Below are 15,570 nucleotides of genomic sequence, written 5' to 3'. Positions count from 1 at the left end.
TCTACTCCGCAGCTTCGCTACGGGAAACTGTCTCATGCGGGGCGTTGGGATCGCCGGGCGCCGTCTCCCAGGCAAGGCCGGGAATGGCGATGATGCGCTGGCCCCGCCCGTCTGTGCGGCAGACGATGGCGCCCTGTTCTTCCATATAGGCCAAGAGCCGCCGCGCGCGGCCCAGCGAGCGCGTGCCATAGGCGTGGGCGACACCGGCGTCCGAGGGGCAGGGCTTGCCGTCGTGGGCGGCGCGGGCGAGCACGAGGAACACGCTCTGCATGTCCTCCGGCAACTGGCCGGCCATGGAGATGACCTCACCCCAGGGCGAATCTTCCTTCTCCAACTCACCGCTGTCGATGCCCGCATGGGCGATGGCGAGCCGGCGTCGAAAGGCGCGCAGGCTCAGGGCCTCGCCCGCCACCTTGCGGATGCGGCAGCGGACCAGAAAGTCCTGATAGAGCACCGCCGCCGTGCGGAAGCCGGCTTCCGGATCGGAGAGGATTTCCTTCAGCGCCTGGTCGATGGCCGCCTGCCGCTCCTCCGGGCTCATGGTGGGCGCGGCGGGGCCCGCCTGCGCCGGGGCCTCGCGGGTGGCGCGGGCGAGCTGGGAGAGGATGTTCTCGGTGGGCACCGGGGCCGGCGCGCGGCGGGGCGGGGGCGGCAGGCGCTCGTCCTCGTCCGGCGCGGCGGTGAATATGAGCTCCTGCATGTTCTCGGCCGGAGCATCCGGCAGGGGCAGGAGCTTGGGCGTCACCGAGCGGGCACCGGTCTCCACCGAACCGATCTTCACCGGCAGCGGCCGGCGGGAGAGGGCCGGGCCGAGCGCCACGAAGTGCCCCGCCATGAGATCGCGGAACATCTCCGCCTGCCGGCGCTCCATGCCCAGCAGGTCGGCGGCGCGGGCCATGTCGATGTCGAGGAAGGTGCGGCCCATGAGGAAGTTGGAGGCTTCCGCCGCCACGTTCTTGGCGAGCTTGGCGAGGCGCTGGGTGGCGATGACCCCGGCAAGGCCGCGCTTGCGGCCCCGGCACATGAGGTTGGTCATGGCGCCCAGCGAAGCCTTGCGGGTCTCGTCCGAAACCTCGCCGCCGGCGGCCGGAGCGAAGAGCTGCGCCTCGTCCACCACCACCAGCATGGGATACCAGTGGTCGCGCTCGGCGTCGAACAGGCCGCCGAGGAAGGCGGCGGCGGCGCGCATCTGCTGCTCGCTGTCGAGGCCCTCCATGTCCAGCACGACGGAAACGCGATGCTGGCGCACGCGGCTGGCGATGCGGTGGAGGTCGCTCTCGTTGCGGGAGGCATCCACGACCACATGGCCGTACTTCTCGGCCAGGGAGACGAAGTCGCCTTCCGGGTCGATCACCGCCTGCTGCACCCAGGGCGCGCTCTGTTCCAGCAGGCGGCGCAGCAGATGCGACTTGCCGGAGCCGGAATTGCCCTGCACCAGCAGGCGGGTGGCCAGAAGCTCCTCAAGGTCCATCGGAACGGGCGCGGGGGCACCCTGGCTGGAAAGACCGAGCTCGATCGAAACCTTCATCGGCTCTTGATCCCCACGCGCCTGCGCTTTGCCTTGACCATCGAATGCGAGGGACCAGTCATAGCGATTCGCCCCCGCGATTCAACTCACCCCTCCGCATGGCCGCCCGGCCTGATGCCTCAGGCCCGGTGGCGGTCGGGATGGTGGAAGAGCAGCACGACCACGACCGAGGACAGCGCCAGCACCGCCATGAGCGCGAAGCCGTCGGTGAAGGAGCCCCGCAGCGCCAGCACCCAGCCGGTGATGGCGGGGGCGAGGAAGCCGGCAAGCGCGAAGGCGAAGTCCATGATGCCGAGCGCCGAGGCCGCCCGTTCAGGGACCACATCCACATTCACCGCATAATAAGCGGCGTTAGATCCCATGGAGGCGGCCACCGCCACCGTGATGCCGGTGATGGCGACCGCGAGATTGTCCGTGAGCGCGACCGGCACGATGGCGAGCGCCGCCACCAGTTGCGAGCCGGCGATGAGATAGGAGCGCGCCACCCGCAGGCGACCCGTGGTGCGCAGCAGATGGTCCGACCAGCGGCCCATGGACCACAGGGCGACCGCCGCTGCCAGCCAGGGCAGCACGGTGAACAGGCCGACCTGCTTCAGGTTGAGATGATAGGCCTGCTCCAGATAGCTGGGCAGCCAGGTCATGAAGAAGAACAGGAAATAGCCGAAGACGAAGAAGGCCCAGTAATTGGACACCAGCGTGGGATTGGTCAGCAGCAGCCGCGCGAGGCCGGGGCCGTGTCCCGCCGCAGGCTTGGCGGGCCCAGTCGCATCGGGCGTGCGGATGTGGGCGAGTTCCGCAGCGTTCACGAAGCGGGAGTCTTCCGGCCGGTTGCGGAAGAAGACCAGCCAGAGCGGCACCCACATGATGGAGAGCGCGAACAGGACGCCGAAGGCCGTGCGCCAGTCCAGATGGGCCAGAAGCTGCGTGACGATGGGTCCGCCGATGGCGAGGGCCACCGGCACCGCCACCAGCGCGTTGCCGAGCGCGGTGGCCCGCTCGCTGGGCGCGAGCCAGCGGCTCACCGCCCCGGTCAGCGCCGGGAAGTTCGGCCCCTCGGACACGCCGAGCAGCACGCGGGCCGCATAGAGGCTGGCAAAGCCGGTGGCCATGGCGGTGCCGCCGATGGACAGGCTCCACAGCACGGCAGAGATGGTGAGCACGAGGCGGGCGCCGTAGCGATCGACCGCGAAGCCGCCGAGCAGGGTGGTGATCGCATAGCCGACGCCGAACGCGCCGAGGATGCTGCCGGCGGCGGCAGGCGAGAGGCCGAGATCGCGCTCCATGGCGGTGATGGCATAAGCGATGGCGGCGCGGTCGATATAGTTCACCACCGTGATGGCGAAGAGCAGGAAGATCACGAACCAGCGGTATCTTGTCGGCGCCATCGAACGCTCCCCTACGCAGGGCGCCACCATAGGACGGCCGGCGTGCGCGCAACAGTCGCACGTTGCGGGCGCCAGCCATGGACCCGCGGCGGACGGCATGCTTGTGTGCCGCCGCCTCATCCCCCGGAGCCCTGATCCATGGCCGTCCTCGACCTCGTGCGCTTTCCTGATCCGCGCCTGCGCCAGCCGGCAGAGCCGGTGACGGTGTTCGACGGTGCGCTGGCGGAGCAGGTGCAGGATCTGCTCGACACCATGCGCGCCGCGCCGGGCATCGGCATCACCGGCCCGCATGCCGGCCTCATGATCTGCCTCGTGGTGCTGGAACTGCCGGAGACCGCGCCCGCTTTCTATGTGAACCCGCGCGTGCTCTGGGCTTCGCCGGAGATGGGCCGCCACCCCGAGGGCAGCGTCTCCATGCCGGGCGTGGTGGAGGAGGTGGAGCGCCCGGCGCGGGTGCGCGTCGCCTATCAGGGGCTCGACGGCGCGGCGCAGGAGGTGGAGGCGGACGGGCTGCTCTCGGTCTGCCTCCAGCACGAGATCGACCAGCTCGACGGCATCTTCTGGATCCACCGTCTCTCCCGGCTCAAGCGCGAGCGGGTGGTGAAGAAATACGAGAAGCTGCTGAAGGCGGGCTGATCGTTTCCGCCGCGTCTCGCGCCCGACGGGCCGCGTGCCTATCTTGTGGGCGTGTCCACGCTCAAGCAAAGGCGCGACGGCGCCCTTCCCGATGTGTTCCAGCGCTGGTTCGCCGCGCGCGGCTGGGCGCCCCGCCGGCACCAGCTGGATCTGCTCGCCTCGGCGCGGGCCGGCCGCTCCGTGCTGCTCATCGCCCCGACCGGCGCGGGCAAGACGCTGGCGGGCTTCCTGCCCACGCTGGTGGAACTGACCGAGGCCCGCAGCCCGGAAGCCCGCAAGGCGCAGGCCAAGGCGAAAAAGGCGGAAGGCCAGCCGGTGGGCCGGACCCCGCCGCCCCGCACCTCGCCGCTGCACACGCTCTATATCTCCCCGCTGAAGGCGCTGGCGGTGGATATCGCCCGCAATCTGGAAGCGCCCATCAGCGAGATGGGCCTGCCCATCCGCGTGGAGACCCGCACCGGCGATACGCCGTCCTCCCGCCGCCAGCGCCAGCGCCGCGACCCGCCGGACATTCTCCTCACCACGCCCGAGCAGATTGCTCTGCTGCTGGCCTCGAAGGATGCCGAATTCCTGTTCTCGGGCCTGAAGCGCGTGGTGCTGGACGAACTGCACGCCCTCGTCACCTCCAAGCGCGGCGACCTTCTGGCGCTGGCGCTCGCCCGCCTGCGCACCATTGCGCCCGGCCTTCAGGCGGTGGGCCTCTCCGCCACCGTCGCCGAGCCGGACGATCTCAGGCGCTATCTGGTGCGGCAGGCGGACGGCCTGCTGAAGAAGGAGACGCTGGCCGACCTCGTTGTGGCGGCAGGCGGGGCGGCGCCGGACCTCTCCATGCTGGAGAGCAAGGCGCGCATGCCCTGGGCCAGCCACACGGCGCTGCACGCACTGGAGGAGATCTATGCCCTCATCGGCGCCCACCGCACCAGCCTCGTCTTCGTGAACACCCGCTGGCAGGCGGAGATGCTGTTCCAGGAGCTCTGGCGCATCAATGACGACAATCTGCCCATCGCCTTGCACCATGGCTCGCTGGATGTGGAGCAGCGCCGCAAGGTGGAGGCCGCCATGTCGGCCGGACGGCTCAAGGGCGTGGTGTGCACCTCATCGCTCGATCTCGGCATCGACTGGGGCGATGTGGATCAGGTGATCAATGTGGGCGCCCCCAAGGGCTCCTCCCGCCTCATGCAGCGCATCGGCCGCGCCAATCACCGGCTGGATGAAAGCTCCCGCGCCGTGCTCGTGCCCGCCAACCGCTTCGAGGTGCTGGAATGCCGGGCGGCGCTGGAGGCGGTGGCGGCGGGCGCGCAGGATACGCCCCCCGAGCGCGAGGGCGCGCTGGACGTGCTGGCCCAGCACGTGCTCGGCAGCGCCTGCGCCGCCCCCTTCTCGGCGGATGCGCTCTATGAGGAGGTGCGCTCCGCCGCGCCCTACCGCGCCCTGTCGCGGGAGGATTTCGATGCGGTGCTCGATTTCGTCGCCACCGGCGGATATGCGCTGCGCGCTTATGAGCGGTTCGCCAAGATCCGCCGCACCAAGGACGGGCTCTGGCGGGTGGCCAATCCGCAGGTGGCCCAGACCTACCGCATGAATGTGGGCACCATCGTCGAGGCCACCATGCTGAAGGTGCGCCTCGTCTCCGCGCGCGGCGCGCCGAAGACCGGCCCGGCCGGTCGGCCGCGCTTCGGCGGGCGGATGCTGGGCGAGGTGGAGGAGTATTTCATCGAGACACTCGTGCCCGGCGACACCTTCGTCTTCGCGGGCGAGATCCTGCGCTATGAGACCATGGTGGAGGACGAGGTCTATGTCTCGCGCACCACCGCCACCGAGCCGCGCGTGCCCTCTTATGCGGGCGGCAAGTTCCCGCTCTCCACCTTCCTCGCCGCCGGCGTGCGGGCGCTGCTCGCCTCCCCGTCACGCTGGGCGGCGCTGCCCGCGCAGGTGCGCGAGTGGCTGGAACTGCAGAAGAAGCGCTCCCGCCTGCCGGGCCGCAAGGAACTGCTGGTGGAGACTTTCGCCCGCTCCGGCCGCTATTATCTCGTTGCTTATTCCTTCGAGGGGCGCCTTGCCCACCAGACGCTCGGCATGCTGCTGACCCGCCGTCTGGAGCGGGCGCGGCTGAAGCCGCTCGGCTTCGTGGCGAACGATTATGCCCTCGCCGTCTATGCGGCGGGCGACATGGGCGCGGCGGCGAAAGACGGCCGCCTCTCGCTGGATGCCCTGTTCGACGCGGACATGCTGGGCGACGATCTGGAGGCGTGGCTGGCGGAATCGGCCTTGATGAAGCGCACCTTCCGCTATTGCGCCGTGATCGCCGGCCTCATCGAGCGGCGCTTTCCGGGCAAGGAGAAGACCGGCCGGCAGGTCACCATCTCCACCGATCTCATCTATGACGTGCTGCGTCGGCACGAGCCCGGCCACATCCTGCTGCGCGCGGCCCGCGCCGACGCCGCCACCGGTCTCCTCGACGTGCGCCGCCTCTCCGACATGCTCATGCGCATCCGCGGCCACATCGTCCACCAGCCGCTGGAGCGCGTCTCGCCGCTCTCGGTGCCCGTCCTCCTCGAAATCGGCCGCGAGAGCGTGGGCGGGCCCGAGACCCACGAGGCGCTTCTGGCGGAAGCCGAGGAGGAACTGGTGCGCGAGGCGATGGGGTGAGGTTGTTTTTCGCTTCTATGCAACCGGTTCCGGCCTGCTTAAGCTTGGGCTTTCAGCACTGGAGGTGATCATGCCGAAGCGGATGTTCGGGTGGGCACCCGATGAACTCTGGCAATCCATCAATCCCTGGCGTTTCTTTGAGAAATCGCAACTCAGCTTCTTTACGCTCAATTTCGGCAGCTCCGGCAATCCCGCCGCCGAAGAGGCAATCCTGGATGACGTGGGGAGTTATGGACGGCAGCTCGGGCGCATCGGTGATGCGTTGGAGGTGCTCATGGCCCAGGTGGACGTGAGCAAGCTCGCGCCGAAGGAGCAGGACGCTTTGACTGCTCTTCGTTTCCAGCTTGAAGCAGTCAAGAAGGTGAAGGAGCGAAACGGGAGTTGAGCGCCTCCCGCGAGAGGGCGGGAGGTTTTCAAAGCCGAGTTTACTCTTTCCGTTTCTCTCGCGATCTTCCGTGTTCCTGCTTCCGGAACCGCTACCCTGCTGCGTTTCGCGTTAGAGCAAGAGCTCATGAGGGAGGCGATGGTTTGCGGTGTACCGTCGAGCCAGACGCGTTCGAGTGTCCCGCCCCCTGCCTCCCTCATTATTCCTCACCCGGGGTATCTTTCCGCAAAGCCGTGGTGAGCCGCGGCGGCGACGCAGCGTGCCAACTTGCCCGGATCGGCCGTGGCCACCCCGATTTCGCCGCCGCCGTGGCCGCCGCTGAAGAACTTGAGCGTAAAGCCGTTGCGCGCGAAGCACTCGCGGATGAAATCGTGCGACCAGCCGGATTCGAACCAGCCGAACTTCCGGGCCACGTAGATGGATTCCTGATCCATGCGGATACCCCAGTTCTTCCAGCCGGCCTGAACCGGCTCGCCGGTGAATGCGATCACGCCGTCGGCCACGATCTTGCCCTTCAGTGTCTCGATCAGGACCCAGGGGCGCAGGCAATGGTGAAGGGACTGGAAGAAGAAGGCCGCGGAGTAATGATTGTCCGGCACGCTGGACAGATCATCGAAATTCAGGGTGCTGCGCCGGATGTCATAGCCGCGCGCAGCGGCCCGGACCTTGCTCAGCAGGCTGAGCTGGGGGTCGATATCGACCGCATGCACAAGGGCGCCGCAGAAAGCGAAAATCTCGGAACTCACGCCGTGCCCGGCACCCATGTCCAGAATGTTCGGCCGGACATCGAGGCTCGAAAGCGTGAACATCGTCGTCAGCGCCCGCACGTGCTCGGCAATGAACGGCGCATGGGCCAGGCCCAGCGGGTTGCTGGCGTTCACCAGCGAGGGCACATCCACGGGATGCAGCTCGCCATCCCACTGGTTCAGCTCGCGACCGGAAATTTCCTTGTACAGCGCCAACTACTGCTGGAAATATTCCTCCGAGAACGGATCGATCTCCTGATTTACTTCCGTCTCGAACGAGAGGGACAGCGGATAATAGGCTGCCGCCAGTTCGGGATGGGCGAGATTTCCAGCATAATTGCTGTCAACCATCTGCACGAACTGTTCAATCTCGGCCGTCTTTATCGTCGCCATGTTCAGCCCGCGCCGCCGTCATCTGGAGTTAGCCATTTCGTGTGGCCCGCGTTTCGAGGCGCCCGAACATCCGTTCAAGGTCCCCTGCGCATTGCCGCACTCAACCTTATGCGTCGCATCTGGCGCCCATGAGATCAACCCCAAGGAGACCTTGTTGAACCTTCGCCGCGTCGGTTGGCGGCTGATTGATCGATAGGCGCCTGGCCTGTGGAAAAGCCGGTTCGCTTTCCGTTCGATCGTCCGGCCGGCGGTGTCTGCGGGCCGGCGTGAGACTGGGGTGCGCGGGCCATGTGTTACGGCGGGCGAAGGCGCAAGCCGGGCCCAATCGGCACTCGCCGAATGTGCGCCGCCGTCCCATATTGACGGCATCTTCCCATTCCTCCCGGAATTTCCCATGCCCCTGCTGTTTGAACCGCTGACCCTGCGCGGCCTCGCGCTCGACAATCGTATCGTCATCGCCCCCATGTGCCAGTATTCGGCGAAGGAGGGGGCGGCGACCGACTGGCACCTCATCCATCTCGGCACGCTCGCCATGTCCGGGGCGGGACTGCTCATCATCGAGGCGACGGGCGTCACGCCCGAGGGGCGCATCTCGCCCTTCGATCTCGGCCTGTGGTCCGATGAGACGGAGGCGGCGCTGGCCGGCGTCATCGCGCGGGTGAAGGCGCAGATCCCGGCGGAGGGCATGCCGAAATTCGCCATCCAGCTCGGCCATGCGGGGCGCAAGGCCTCCAGCGCCCAGCCGTGGAAGGGTGGCGGGCAGGTGCCCGAGGCCGAAGGCGGCTGGCAGACGGTGGCGCCCTCCGCGCTCCCCTTCCGCAATGCCGACGCCCCGCCCGTGGCGCTGGATGACGCGGGCCTCGACCGCCTGCGCACGGCCTTTGCGGAGGCCGCCCGGCGCGCCGCGCGCATCGGCTTCGAGGCGGTGGAGATCCATGCCGCCCACGGCTATCTGCTGCATCAGTTCCTCTCGCCCCTCTCCAACGCCCGCACGGATGCCTATGGCGGGTCGCTGGAAAACCGCATGCGCTTCCCACTGGAGGTGTTCGAGGCGGTGCGCGCCGCTTTGCCGGATAGCGTGCCGGTGATCGTGCGCGTCTCGGGCACTGACTGGGTGGACGGCGGCTGGGACATCGAGGGCACGATCGCGTTCGCGCAAGCGTTGAAGGCGAAGGGGGCCGACGCCATCCATGTCTCCTCCGGCGGCCTCTCGCCCTTGCAGCAGATTCCGGTGGAGCCTGGCTATCAGGTGCCGCTCGCCAAGGCCGTAAAGCATGCGACCGGCCTGCCGACCATCGCCGTCGGCCTCATCACCGAGCCGAAGCAAGCGGAGGCCATCCTCGCGGCCGGCGAGGCGGATGCCATCGGCATCGCGCGCGGGGCGCTTTATGACCCGCGCTGGGGCTGGCATGCGGCGGCCGACCTCGGGGCCAGCGTCACCGCCCCGCCGCAATATCTGCGCTGCCAGCCCTCCGGCCTGCGCCACCTCTTTCGCTGATGGGGCGCGACGCCGCCCGCCGCTTGTTGGGCATCGCCTTCCCATTCGTCATGCCCGGGCTTGTCCCGGGCATCCACGCCGGGTCGTTGGCGCGACCTTTGAGGCCTTTCCTGGCCCCGGCCCGTGGATGGCCTGAGCAAGTGCGGCCGTGATGGAAAGGGGAGGGGTGGCGAGCGCTGCGCCGAAGCCGTGCGAGACGCGCTGCGACGGCCGGCCGCCGCTCCGCCCGGCCGGTTGCCGTTCCGCCCACCACACCCAGGCACCGGGAACATCCCGCGAACATCGGTCTTGCCGAGGGGCGGCGGATGGGCGAAGAAGGGCCATGCTCGCCCGCGTCGATTCCGCCTATCAACCGCTGACAGCCCTTCACGGCTGCGCGGTCTGGCTCGATCCCAGGGGCGCCCTCGTGTGGCCGGACGAGCGGCTGCTGGTGGTGGCGGATCTGCATCTGGAGAAAGGCTCCGCCTTCGCCCGCCGCGGCCAGATGCTGCCGCCCTATGACACGGTCGAGACCCTCGCCCGGCTGGAGGCGCTCGTCCACGCGCACCAGCCGCGCACGATCGTCTCGCTGGGCGACAGCTTCCATGACCGCTGGGGCGCCGAACGGCTCGACGACGAGGCGCGCCGTCGCCTAGCGACCCTTCAGGCCGGCCGCAGCTTCATCTGGGTGGCCGGCAACCACGATCCCGAGCCGCAGGCGGGGCTCGAGGGCGAGTGGGTGCGCGAACTTTCCCTCGGCCCGCTGGTCTTCCGCCACGAGCCGTCAGAGCACCACACGCCCGGCGAGGTGGCGGGCCATCTCCATCCCGTGGCGCGTCTATCAGTCCGCGGGCGGTCCATCCGCCGGCGCTGCTTTGCCACCGACGGACGACGCGTCGTGCTGCCGGCGCTGGGCGCCTATGCGGGTGGGCTCAATGTGCGCCACGGCGCGCTGGCCGGTCTGTTCGCCGGCCCGTTCGAGGCGCACATGCTGGGCGAGGGGCGCACCTATCGGATCGCCTCCACCGCCTGCCTGATGGACTGACCGGGTCGGGCCCCGGTCGGTCAGGCCTCCTCGTCTTCCTCGGCGCCCTCCGGCTCGTCGTCGGCGCCATGGTCGGCCCCGAGGCGGGCGGCAAGATTCTTCTCCACCTTGCGCAACAGCTTGCGCAGGCGCTTGCGCTCCTTGTTGTCGAGCCCGTCCACGATCTCGGTCTCGAGCGCTTCCCAGATGCCGTCGACCGCGAGGCCGCGCTCGCGTCCGGTGCCGGTGAGGAAGACGCGCACGAGGCGGCCGTCGCCATCGGTGGCGCGGCGCTCCACAAGGCCCTGTGTGGTCAGGCGGGCAATGGTCTTGGAGGCGGTGGGCGGGCGCACGCGCAGGGCGGTGGCCAGTTCGCCCATGGTGCGGCCGTCCTGCTCCACCAGCATCTTCAGCACCGATTCCTGGCCCGGAAACAGGCCGAGGTCGGCCAGCAGGCGCGCGGAGAGCGCACGCTGGAGCCGGGCCGTGTGGTTGAGCCGGTAGCCGATGGACTTCGCAATCGGATCCTTCATCCCGCCCCCTCGTGCCGGCACACCGGCGATGTCAGCCTGCTGCGGATCCGGGCGGGGCCGCGAGGGTCCTGCCCGGCGCTCAGCGCCCCCACGGAAAACCACCGCCTCCCAGGGCATCTGCCTGTCCCCCTGCAAAGGGGCTGGGTGGCCCCGGTGGACGGAACCCGGCCAGAATCGGCGCGGCGCCTTCTTATCCTCACGCCGGCTTACAATTTTACAACAGAGGGGCCGTTCGGCTGCGTTCGGCGCAAAAAAGGCAAAGTGACGCGGGCCGGGTGGCCCGCGCCGACGTCAGAAGGTGAAGCCGACGGTGCCGCGCACCGCATTGCTCTGGCTGGACGAGGCGAAGGCGCCGTCATAGCTGACCCCCACCGTGAAGCCTTTGCCCAGCGCAAGGTCGAGCCCGGCGCCGAGCACCGCGCTGTCCTCGGCAATGGGCAGGCCCTGCACGGTGAAGCCGGTGCCCGTGTTGAGATAGGTGACCGCGAGAGCCGGCGTGACATCGCCATAGGCATGGCGCCAGCCCACCGAGGCGTGCGGCACGATGTTGTAACCGGCGAAGGAGACGGCTCCCGCCGCCCGCAGGCCGAGCGTCGTGTACCAGGTGTCGAAGCTCAGGCCCGAGGAGGAGAGGCCGGTCACCGGCGCGCCCGTCTCCGCGAAGCTGCCCATGTTCACCCCGCTCCAGGCAAGCTGGGCGAAGGGCTCGAAAGCCACCGGGCCGACAGGCAGGGCATAGCCCGCCTCCCCGAAGAAGCCGCCGGACCAGCCGTCATAGGACGCGGTAGGCCGTTCCCTGAGCGATCCGACCACCACCACGCGGTTGCTGTCCACGTTGGAGTAGGCGAGCGTCGCGCCGGCCCGCAGCTTGAGCGCGCCGAAGGCGGTGCCGGCATAGAAGGCGAACTGGGCGGTGTCGCTGTTCACCTGCGAGCCGAGATTGGCGACGGAGGAATTGGACCAGCCATAGCCGGCGGCGAAGCCCAGGGTCCAGTTGTTGACGCTCGTGTCGAGGCCGGCGAGCACGCCGCCCACGGTGCTGTCCAGCGTCGAGGCATTGCCGTTGCCGCTCAGGTGGTTCCACTGGCCATAGCCCTGCACCCAGCCGGTCCAGGCCTGCGGCGCCGGTGCGGGCGCAACGGCGCTGGAGAAGGGGCCGGCCTTTACGGCGCGCTCATTGGCATAAGCGGTCGGTCCGCCGGCGCCCAGACCGGCGGCGGCACCCGTCGCACCCGCATAGTTCGACTGCCGCAGGCGGGCGTCGATCACATCGCCGACCATCTGGTTCTGGTTGAAGGCGGTGGTGCCGAAGGAGGCCTGCGCCTCGCCCGAGAGCATTTGGAACGCGGACTGGGAGGCGGTGATGCTGCCGGTCGCCACCGCATTGTAGAGCGCGGTGTTCGGCCCGCCCGCTTCCACCGCGGCGGCGGCCTGGCGGCCGTTGCGTGTGGTGGCGACGCTGGCGAAGGTCGTGTCGTTGCGGTTCAGTGCCAGATAGACGGTGTTGGCGTCATAGCTGAGGGAGGGCGTGAGGAAGGCGAAGTTTGAGGAGACCGGACCGAAGGTGCCGGAGATGCCGCCGGCGGAGGTCAGGATCGTATAGGTCTGGCGGAAGTTGTAGAGGCCGGCGATGGCCTGCACGCTCACGCTGGCGCCGGTGGAGAGGGTGGTGGCCCCCGAGACGGCGATGCGGTCGCTGGCGCCGGAATTGGTCACCGTCACCGCATAGGTGGAGCCGCTGCCGAAGCGCGCGGCCCCGTTCACGGAAAGCGTGCCGATGCTGCCCGCCGTGAGGCCGGGGGAAATGGTCGCGCCGGAATTGGCGACGAGCCCGCCGACGGTGCCGGTGCCCGCCAGCACCGCATTGGTGCCGCCCACCGTGACCACGGAGGACGCGAGCGAGGCGTTGTTGAGGGTCAGGCTGGCGCCGGTGACATTGGTGGCGCCGGAGAAGCTGCTGGAGCCGGTGACGGTCCAGCCGGAGCCAATGGCGAGATCGAGGATCTCGAAGCCTTGATAGGTGGCGCTGTCGCCGAGGAGCGACAGGTTGAAGGTGCCGGCCACCTCGCCGAGCCGAAGCGTGTCCGTGCCGCCTTCGCCCTTCACCGCGCCGTTCACGCTTGAGCCGGCCTCATAGACAAAGAGGTCGTTGCCATTGCCCATGGCCACCGCATAGGTGGTGCCGGAGATGGTGCCATAATTGGTGATGGTGGTGGCAAAGCCGGCATTGTTGACCACCTGGATGCCGTAGCCGTTGAGGCCCTGGATGGTGCCGTAATTGGTCACGGTCAGCGCGCCGTAGATGCTGCCGCTGTTGCTGTCGTCGGCGAGGATGCCGTTGTTGGCGCCGGAGATGAGCGCGGTGCGCACCGTGGCGGAGCCGTTGGTGATGGAGCCGCCGCCGATGGCGATGCCCTCGCTGGTGGAGGGCTTGGTCTCGCCCGGCTTGGTGCCCTTGGAGCCCAGCGCCTGGATGGTGCCGTAATTGACGATGGTGCCGATGTGGTCGATGTCCACGCCGTCGCCATCGCCGAAGCTCGCGGCGGGATCGAAGCTGCCGGTGATGATGCCGTAGTTCAGCACAGAGCCGGTGCCGTTGGAATTCACGCCCGAGCCGTTGCGCCCGGTGATGGTGCCGCCGGCATCGTTGATGACGTCGATATTGTCGGTGAGGCCCGAGGCCTTGATGCCGTGATAGGCGCCCGAGATCACGCCGCCAGCGTAATTGTGCACGGCGCCCGAAGCGCCATCGAACTTGACGGCCGAGTAGTTCTGCACGTCCGCAGAGGTGGTCGTGTAGTTCGAGCTGATGGTGCCGTAATTGCTGACCACCGTGTTCATGCCGGCCTTGATGCCGTCATTGTCGGATGCGGTGATGAGGCCGGTGGACTGGTTGGTGATGGTGATCTTCAGACTGGTGGAGGTCAGGTCACCCAGATCGATGCCCTGGCCGCCCGCCGTCGAGCGGATGGTACCGGCATTGTTGATGGCGATCACCGCCGCCGAGGTGCTGCCGGCATTACCTGCGATCTTGATGGCATCGTCCGTGCCGGAAATCAGCCCGCCGATCCCGTTGTTGAGGGAGAGGGACACCAGCGTGTCGACGTTCGAGGCGGTGTCGAACTTGATCGCCCGCTTGCCCGCCGAGGTCGTGGAGATGGTGCCGGAATTGCTCAGGCTGATGGTGCCGCCGCCGAGGCGCACGGCGTCCGAACCGCTGGACTGGATGGAACCGGAATTGGTGATCGTCACGATGGCGTTCGTGGCCGTGGCCTTGTCGAAATCCAGCGCCTGGCCCGTCGACGAGACGATGGTGCCGGAATTGCTGAGTAGGAGCGTCCCGCCCGCCAGCGTGCCGTTGATGCGGAAGCCGTCGTCCGTCGCCGTGATGGCGCCGCCGTTGTTCACCGTGAGCAGGCCGGTGACGGTGGACGTGGTGTCGATGGCGCGGTTGCCGGACGAGATGGTGCCGGCATTGTTGAGCACGACTCCGGTGCCGGTGGCGATGCCGAGCGTCACGCTGCTGGCGGTGGTGGAAAGTGCGCCGCCGACCGAAACGGCGCCGGTCTGCGTACCCGTCAGCGTTTGCGCCGTCGTATTGGTGCTGCCCGTCGGCACGGTGAAGCTGGCAGCAAGAACGGGCGCCGGCGCAAAGGCCAGAGCGCAGGCAATGGCCGTCCGCGAAACGGACGAGGAAAGGCAGCGCATGGAATGTAACCCCCGCAGATCACGCTGCCCCTACGGGCGTTCCATGACGGACAGGTGACAATCAGCGCGCCTGCCATTTTCAATGACGCCGCCTCTCCTGACGGGCGGGAGGCGTGCCGTTCCGGTCACACGTGGTAGGGCGGCTTCGGCAATCCGGGGTTGCGCTTCGCGCGGTTCCGGGGTCGCGTCGTCGATGCCGGACGCGCAAATCGGCCGGCGGCCAAACCTGTGTATAATATCGGCGGGCGCGGGCCGCGGGTAAGGTGGCGCGATGCGGGTGCGCGGAGACGGACCCGAGGTCCTGCATGTCGAGGTGTCCCCCGAAGTGTCCCCAGTGCCGACCATCGCGATCATCGACGATGACGAAGCCGTCCGCCGGGCGACCGAAAGTCTCATCCGCTCCCTCGGGTTTGGCACGCGCTCCTTCGCGTCCGCAGAGGACTTCCTGAAGTCTGCCGAGCGCGATCAGGCCGACTGCGTCATCACCGACATTCACATGGCGGGCATGAGCGGCGTGGACCTCCAGAGCCGGCTGCGGGCCGAGGGCGACACGGTGCCCCTCATCTTCATCACCGGATATCCCGAGGAGAAGGTGCGCCGGCAGGTGGACGCGGCCGGCGCCTTCGGTTTTCTGGCCAAGCCCTTCGAAGGCAGCGCCATGATCGACTGCATCGATCGCGCGCTCGAAGCACGCGGGGCCGGGCGTCCGGCCTGAACCGGGCGCCTCCCGGCTAAGCCCCAGGCGCCGGCAGCCGGAACGGGAAGACGCCGCCCGCCCCGAGCGTGGAGTGCGCCTCCGTCTTCCAGGGATGTCGCGGCTTCGAGACGACGCGTGCCGGCCTCGATGCTCTCCCGCGTCCCTTCGGGCGTGAGGATGAGACCGTCGAAGGACGCGACATCCATGCCGCGCGGGTGCACGGGCTTGTCGTTATCGAAGTCGCGCGCGCTGTCCACGGTGAGGTCCTTCAACAGGTCTCTGCCATCTCGGATCGGCTGGCGCCTGCCGCGGTAGGTCGTTTGCCTAGAGCGGGATCCGGCCTTCGCCGTATCCGGACTACATGCCGCAGGATCAGCGGGCAGTATTGAACGTTCTGCTCATCGACGGA

Annotated in this window: 12 protein-coding genes; 6 read left to right on the top strand and 6 right to left on the bottom strand. The window is 68.4% G+C overall.

All coding sequences use genetic code 11. The annotated features are described in order from the left end of the window. Window position 1: 1 nt before the first annotated feature. Both DFO45_RS10350 and DFO45_RS10345 read right to left on the bottom strand, forming a co-directional pair. The gene (locus DFO45_RS10350) at window positions 2-1,528 is read right to left on the bottom strand and encodes an ATP-binding protein (protein WP_133864770.1); all 1,527 of its coding nucleotides are present in this window, start codon (window positions 1,526-1,528) and stop codon (window positions 2-4) included. Window positions 1,529-1,647: 119 nt separating this feature from the next. Beyond that, on the bottom strand, window positions 1,648-2,913 hold the full coding sequence (locus tag DFO45_RS10345; protein WP_133864769.1) for an MFS transporter: 1,266 nt from the start codon (window positions 2,911-2,913) through the stop codon (window positions 1,648-1,650). A 138-nt stretch (window positions 2,914-3,051) separates the two neighbouring features. On the opposite strand from DFO45_RS10345, the gene DFO45_RS10340 reads away from it, so the two are divergent. The 3 genes from DFO45_RS10340 (at window position 3,052) to DFO45_RS10330 (ending at window position 6,583) form a co-directional block, all read left to right on the top strand. Beyond that, complete coding sequence (locus DFO45_RS10340; protein WP_133864768.1) at window positions 3,052-3,549, top strand: peptide deformylase; 498 nt, start codon at window positions 3,052-3,054, stop codon at window positions 3,547-3,549. A gap of 51 nt (window positions 3,550-3,600) precedes the next feature. Next, complete coding sequence (locus DFO45_RS10335; protein WP_133864767.1) at window positions 3,601-6,198, top strand: ligase-associated DNA damage response DEXH box helicase; 2,598 nt, start codon at window positions 3,601-3,603, stop codon at window positions 6,196-6,198. Between the two features lie 70 nt (window positions 6,199-6,268). Beyond that, a complete protein-coding gene (locus tag DFO45_RS10330; protein WP_133864766.1) occupies window positions 6,269-6,583 on the top strand; it encodes a hypothetical protein in 315 nt (104 codons plus the stop codon). Window positions 6,584-6,789: 206 nt separating this feature from the next. On the opposite strand, the gene DFO45_RS10325 is transcribed toward DFO45_RS10330, so the two are convergent. After that, window positions 6,790-7,545, bottom strand: coding sequence for a class I SAM-dependent methyltransferase (locus DFO45_RS10325; protein WP_133864765.1), 756 nt, complete (start codon window positions 7,543-7,545; stop codon window positions 6,790-6,792). Beyond that, window positions 7,546-7,722 (bottom strand): hypothetical protein, encoded by a 177-nt coding sequence (locus DFO45_RS24915; RefSeq protein WP_166657095.1) that lies wholly within the window; start codon window positions 7,720-7,722, stop codon window positions 7,546-7,548. Window positions 7,723-8,116: 394 nt separating this feature from the next. On the opposite strand from DFO45_RS24915, the gene DFO45_RS10320 reads away from it, so the two are divergent. Continuing rightward, the gene (locus DFO45_RS10320; protein WP_133864764.1) at window positions 8,117-9,220 is read left to right on the top strand and encodes an NADH:flavin oxidoreductase/NADH oxidase; all 1,104 of its coding nucleotides are present in this window, start codon (window positions 8,117-8,119) and stop codon (window positions 9,218-9,220) included. 322 nt (window positions 9,221-9,542) lie between these two features. Next, a complete protein-coding gene (gene pdeM / locus DFO45_RS10315) occupies window positions 9,543-10,244 on the top strand; it encodes a ligase-associated DNA damage response endonuclease PdeM (protein ID WP_133864763.1) in 702 nt (233 codons plus the stop codon). Between the two features lie 20 nt (window positions 10,245-10,264). Here pdeM and DFO45_RS10310 read toward each other — a convergent pair whose 3' ends face one another. Together DFO45_RS10310 and DFO45_RS10305 are read right to left on the bottom strand one after the other, a co-directional pair. After that, window positions 10,265-10,756, bottom strand: coding sequence for a MarR family winged helix-turn-helix transcriptional regulator (locus tag DFO45_RS10310; protein WP_133864762.1), 492 nt, complete (start codon window positions 10,754-10,756; stop codon window positions 10,265-10,267). Window positions 10,757-11,047: 291 nt separating this feature from the next. Further along, window positions 11,048-14,464 (bottom strand): autotransporter domain-containing protein, encoded by a 3,417-nt coding sequence (locus DFO45_RS10305; protein ID WP_133864761.1) that lies wholly within the window; start codon window positions 14,462-14,464, stop codon window positions 11,048-11,050. A gap of 334 nt (window positions 14,465-14,798) precedes the next feature. Here DFO45_RS10305 and DFO45_RS10300 point away from each other — a divergent pair, with 334 nt between their 5' ends. Next, on the top strand, window positions 14,799-15,179 hold the full coding sequence (locus DFO45_RS10300; protein WP_348633840.1) for a response regulator: 381 nt from the start codon (window positions 14,799-14,801) through the stop codon (window positions 15,177-15,179). Window positions 15,180-15,570: the final 391 nt, after the last annotated feature.

It is taken from the genome of Azorhizobium sp. AG788, assembly GCF_004364705.1.
Classification (GTDB): domain Bacteria; phylum Pseudomonadota; class Alphaproteobacteria; order Rhizobiales; family Xanthobacteraceae; genus Azorhizobium; species Azorhizobium caulinodans.
The sequence above is the reverse complement of the archived record's forward strand: the minus strand, read 5'-3'. Positions and strand labels throughout refer to the sequence as shown.

Bases quoted from the DNA above. Each gene is read 5' to 3' on its own strand.
- pdeM (WP_133864763.1), top strand. From the start codon at position 9,543: ATGCTCGCCCGCGTCGATTCCGCCTATCAACCGCTGACAGCCCTTCAC.
- DFO45_RS10345 (WP_133864769.1), bottom strand. From the start codon at position 2,913: ATGGCGCCGACAAGATACCGCTGGTTCGTGATCTTCCTGCTCTTCGCC.
- DFO45_RS10340 (WP_133864768.1), top strand. From the start codon at position 3,052: ATGGCCGTCCTCGACCTCGTGCGCTTTCCTGATCCGCGCCTGCGCCAG.
- DFO45_RS10305 (WP_133864761.1), bottom strand. From the start codon at position 14,464: ATGCGCTGCCTTTCCTCGTCCGTTTCGCGGACGGCCATTGCCTGCGCT.
- DFO45_RS10330 (WP_133864766.1), top strand. From the start codon at position 6,269: ATGCCGAAGCGGATGTTCGGGTGGGCACCCGATGAACTCTGGCAATCC.
- DFO45_RS24915 (WP_166657095.1), bottom strand. From the start codon at position 7,722: ATGGCGACGATAAAGACGGCCGAGATTGAACAGTTCGTGCAGATGGTT.
- DFO45_RS10350 (WP_133864770.1), bottom strand. From the start codon at position 1,528: ATGAAGGTTTCGATCGAGCTCGGTCTTTCCAGCCAGGGTGCCCCCGCG.
- DFO45_RS10310 (WP_133864762.1), bottom strand. From the start codon at position 10,756: ATGAAGGATCCGATTGCGAAGTCCATCGGCTACCGGCTCAACCACACG.
- DFO45_RS10320 (WP_133864764.1), top strand. From the start codon at position 8,117: ATGCCCCTGCTGTTTGAACCGCTGACCCTGCGCGGCCTCGCGCTCGAC.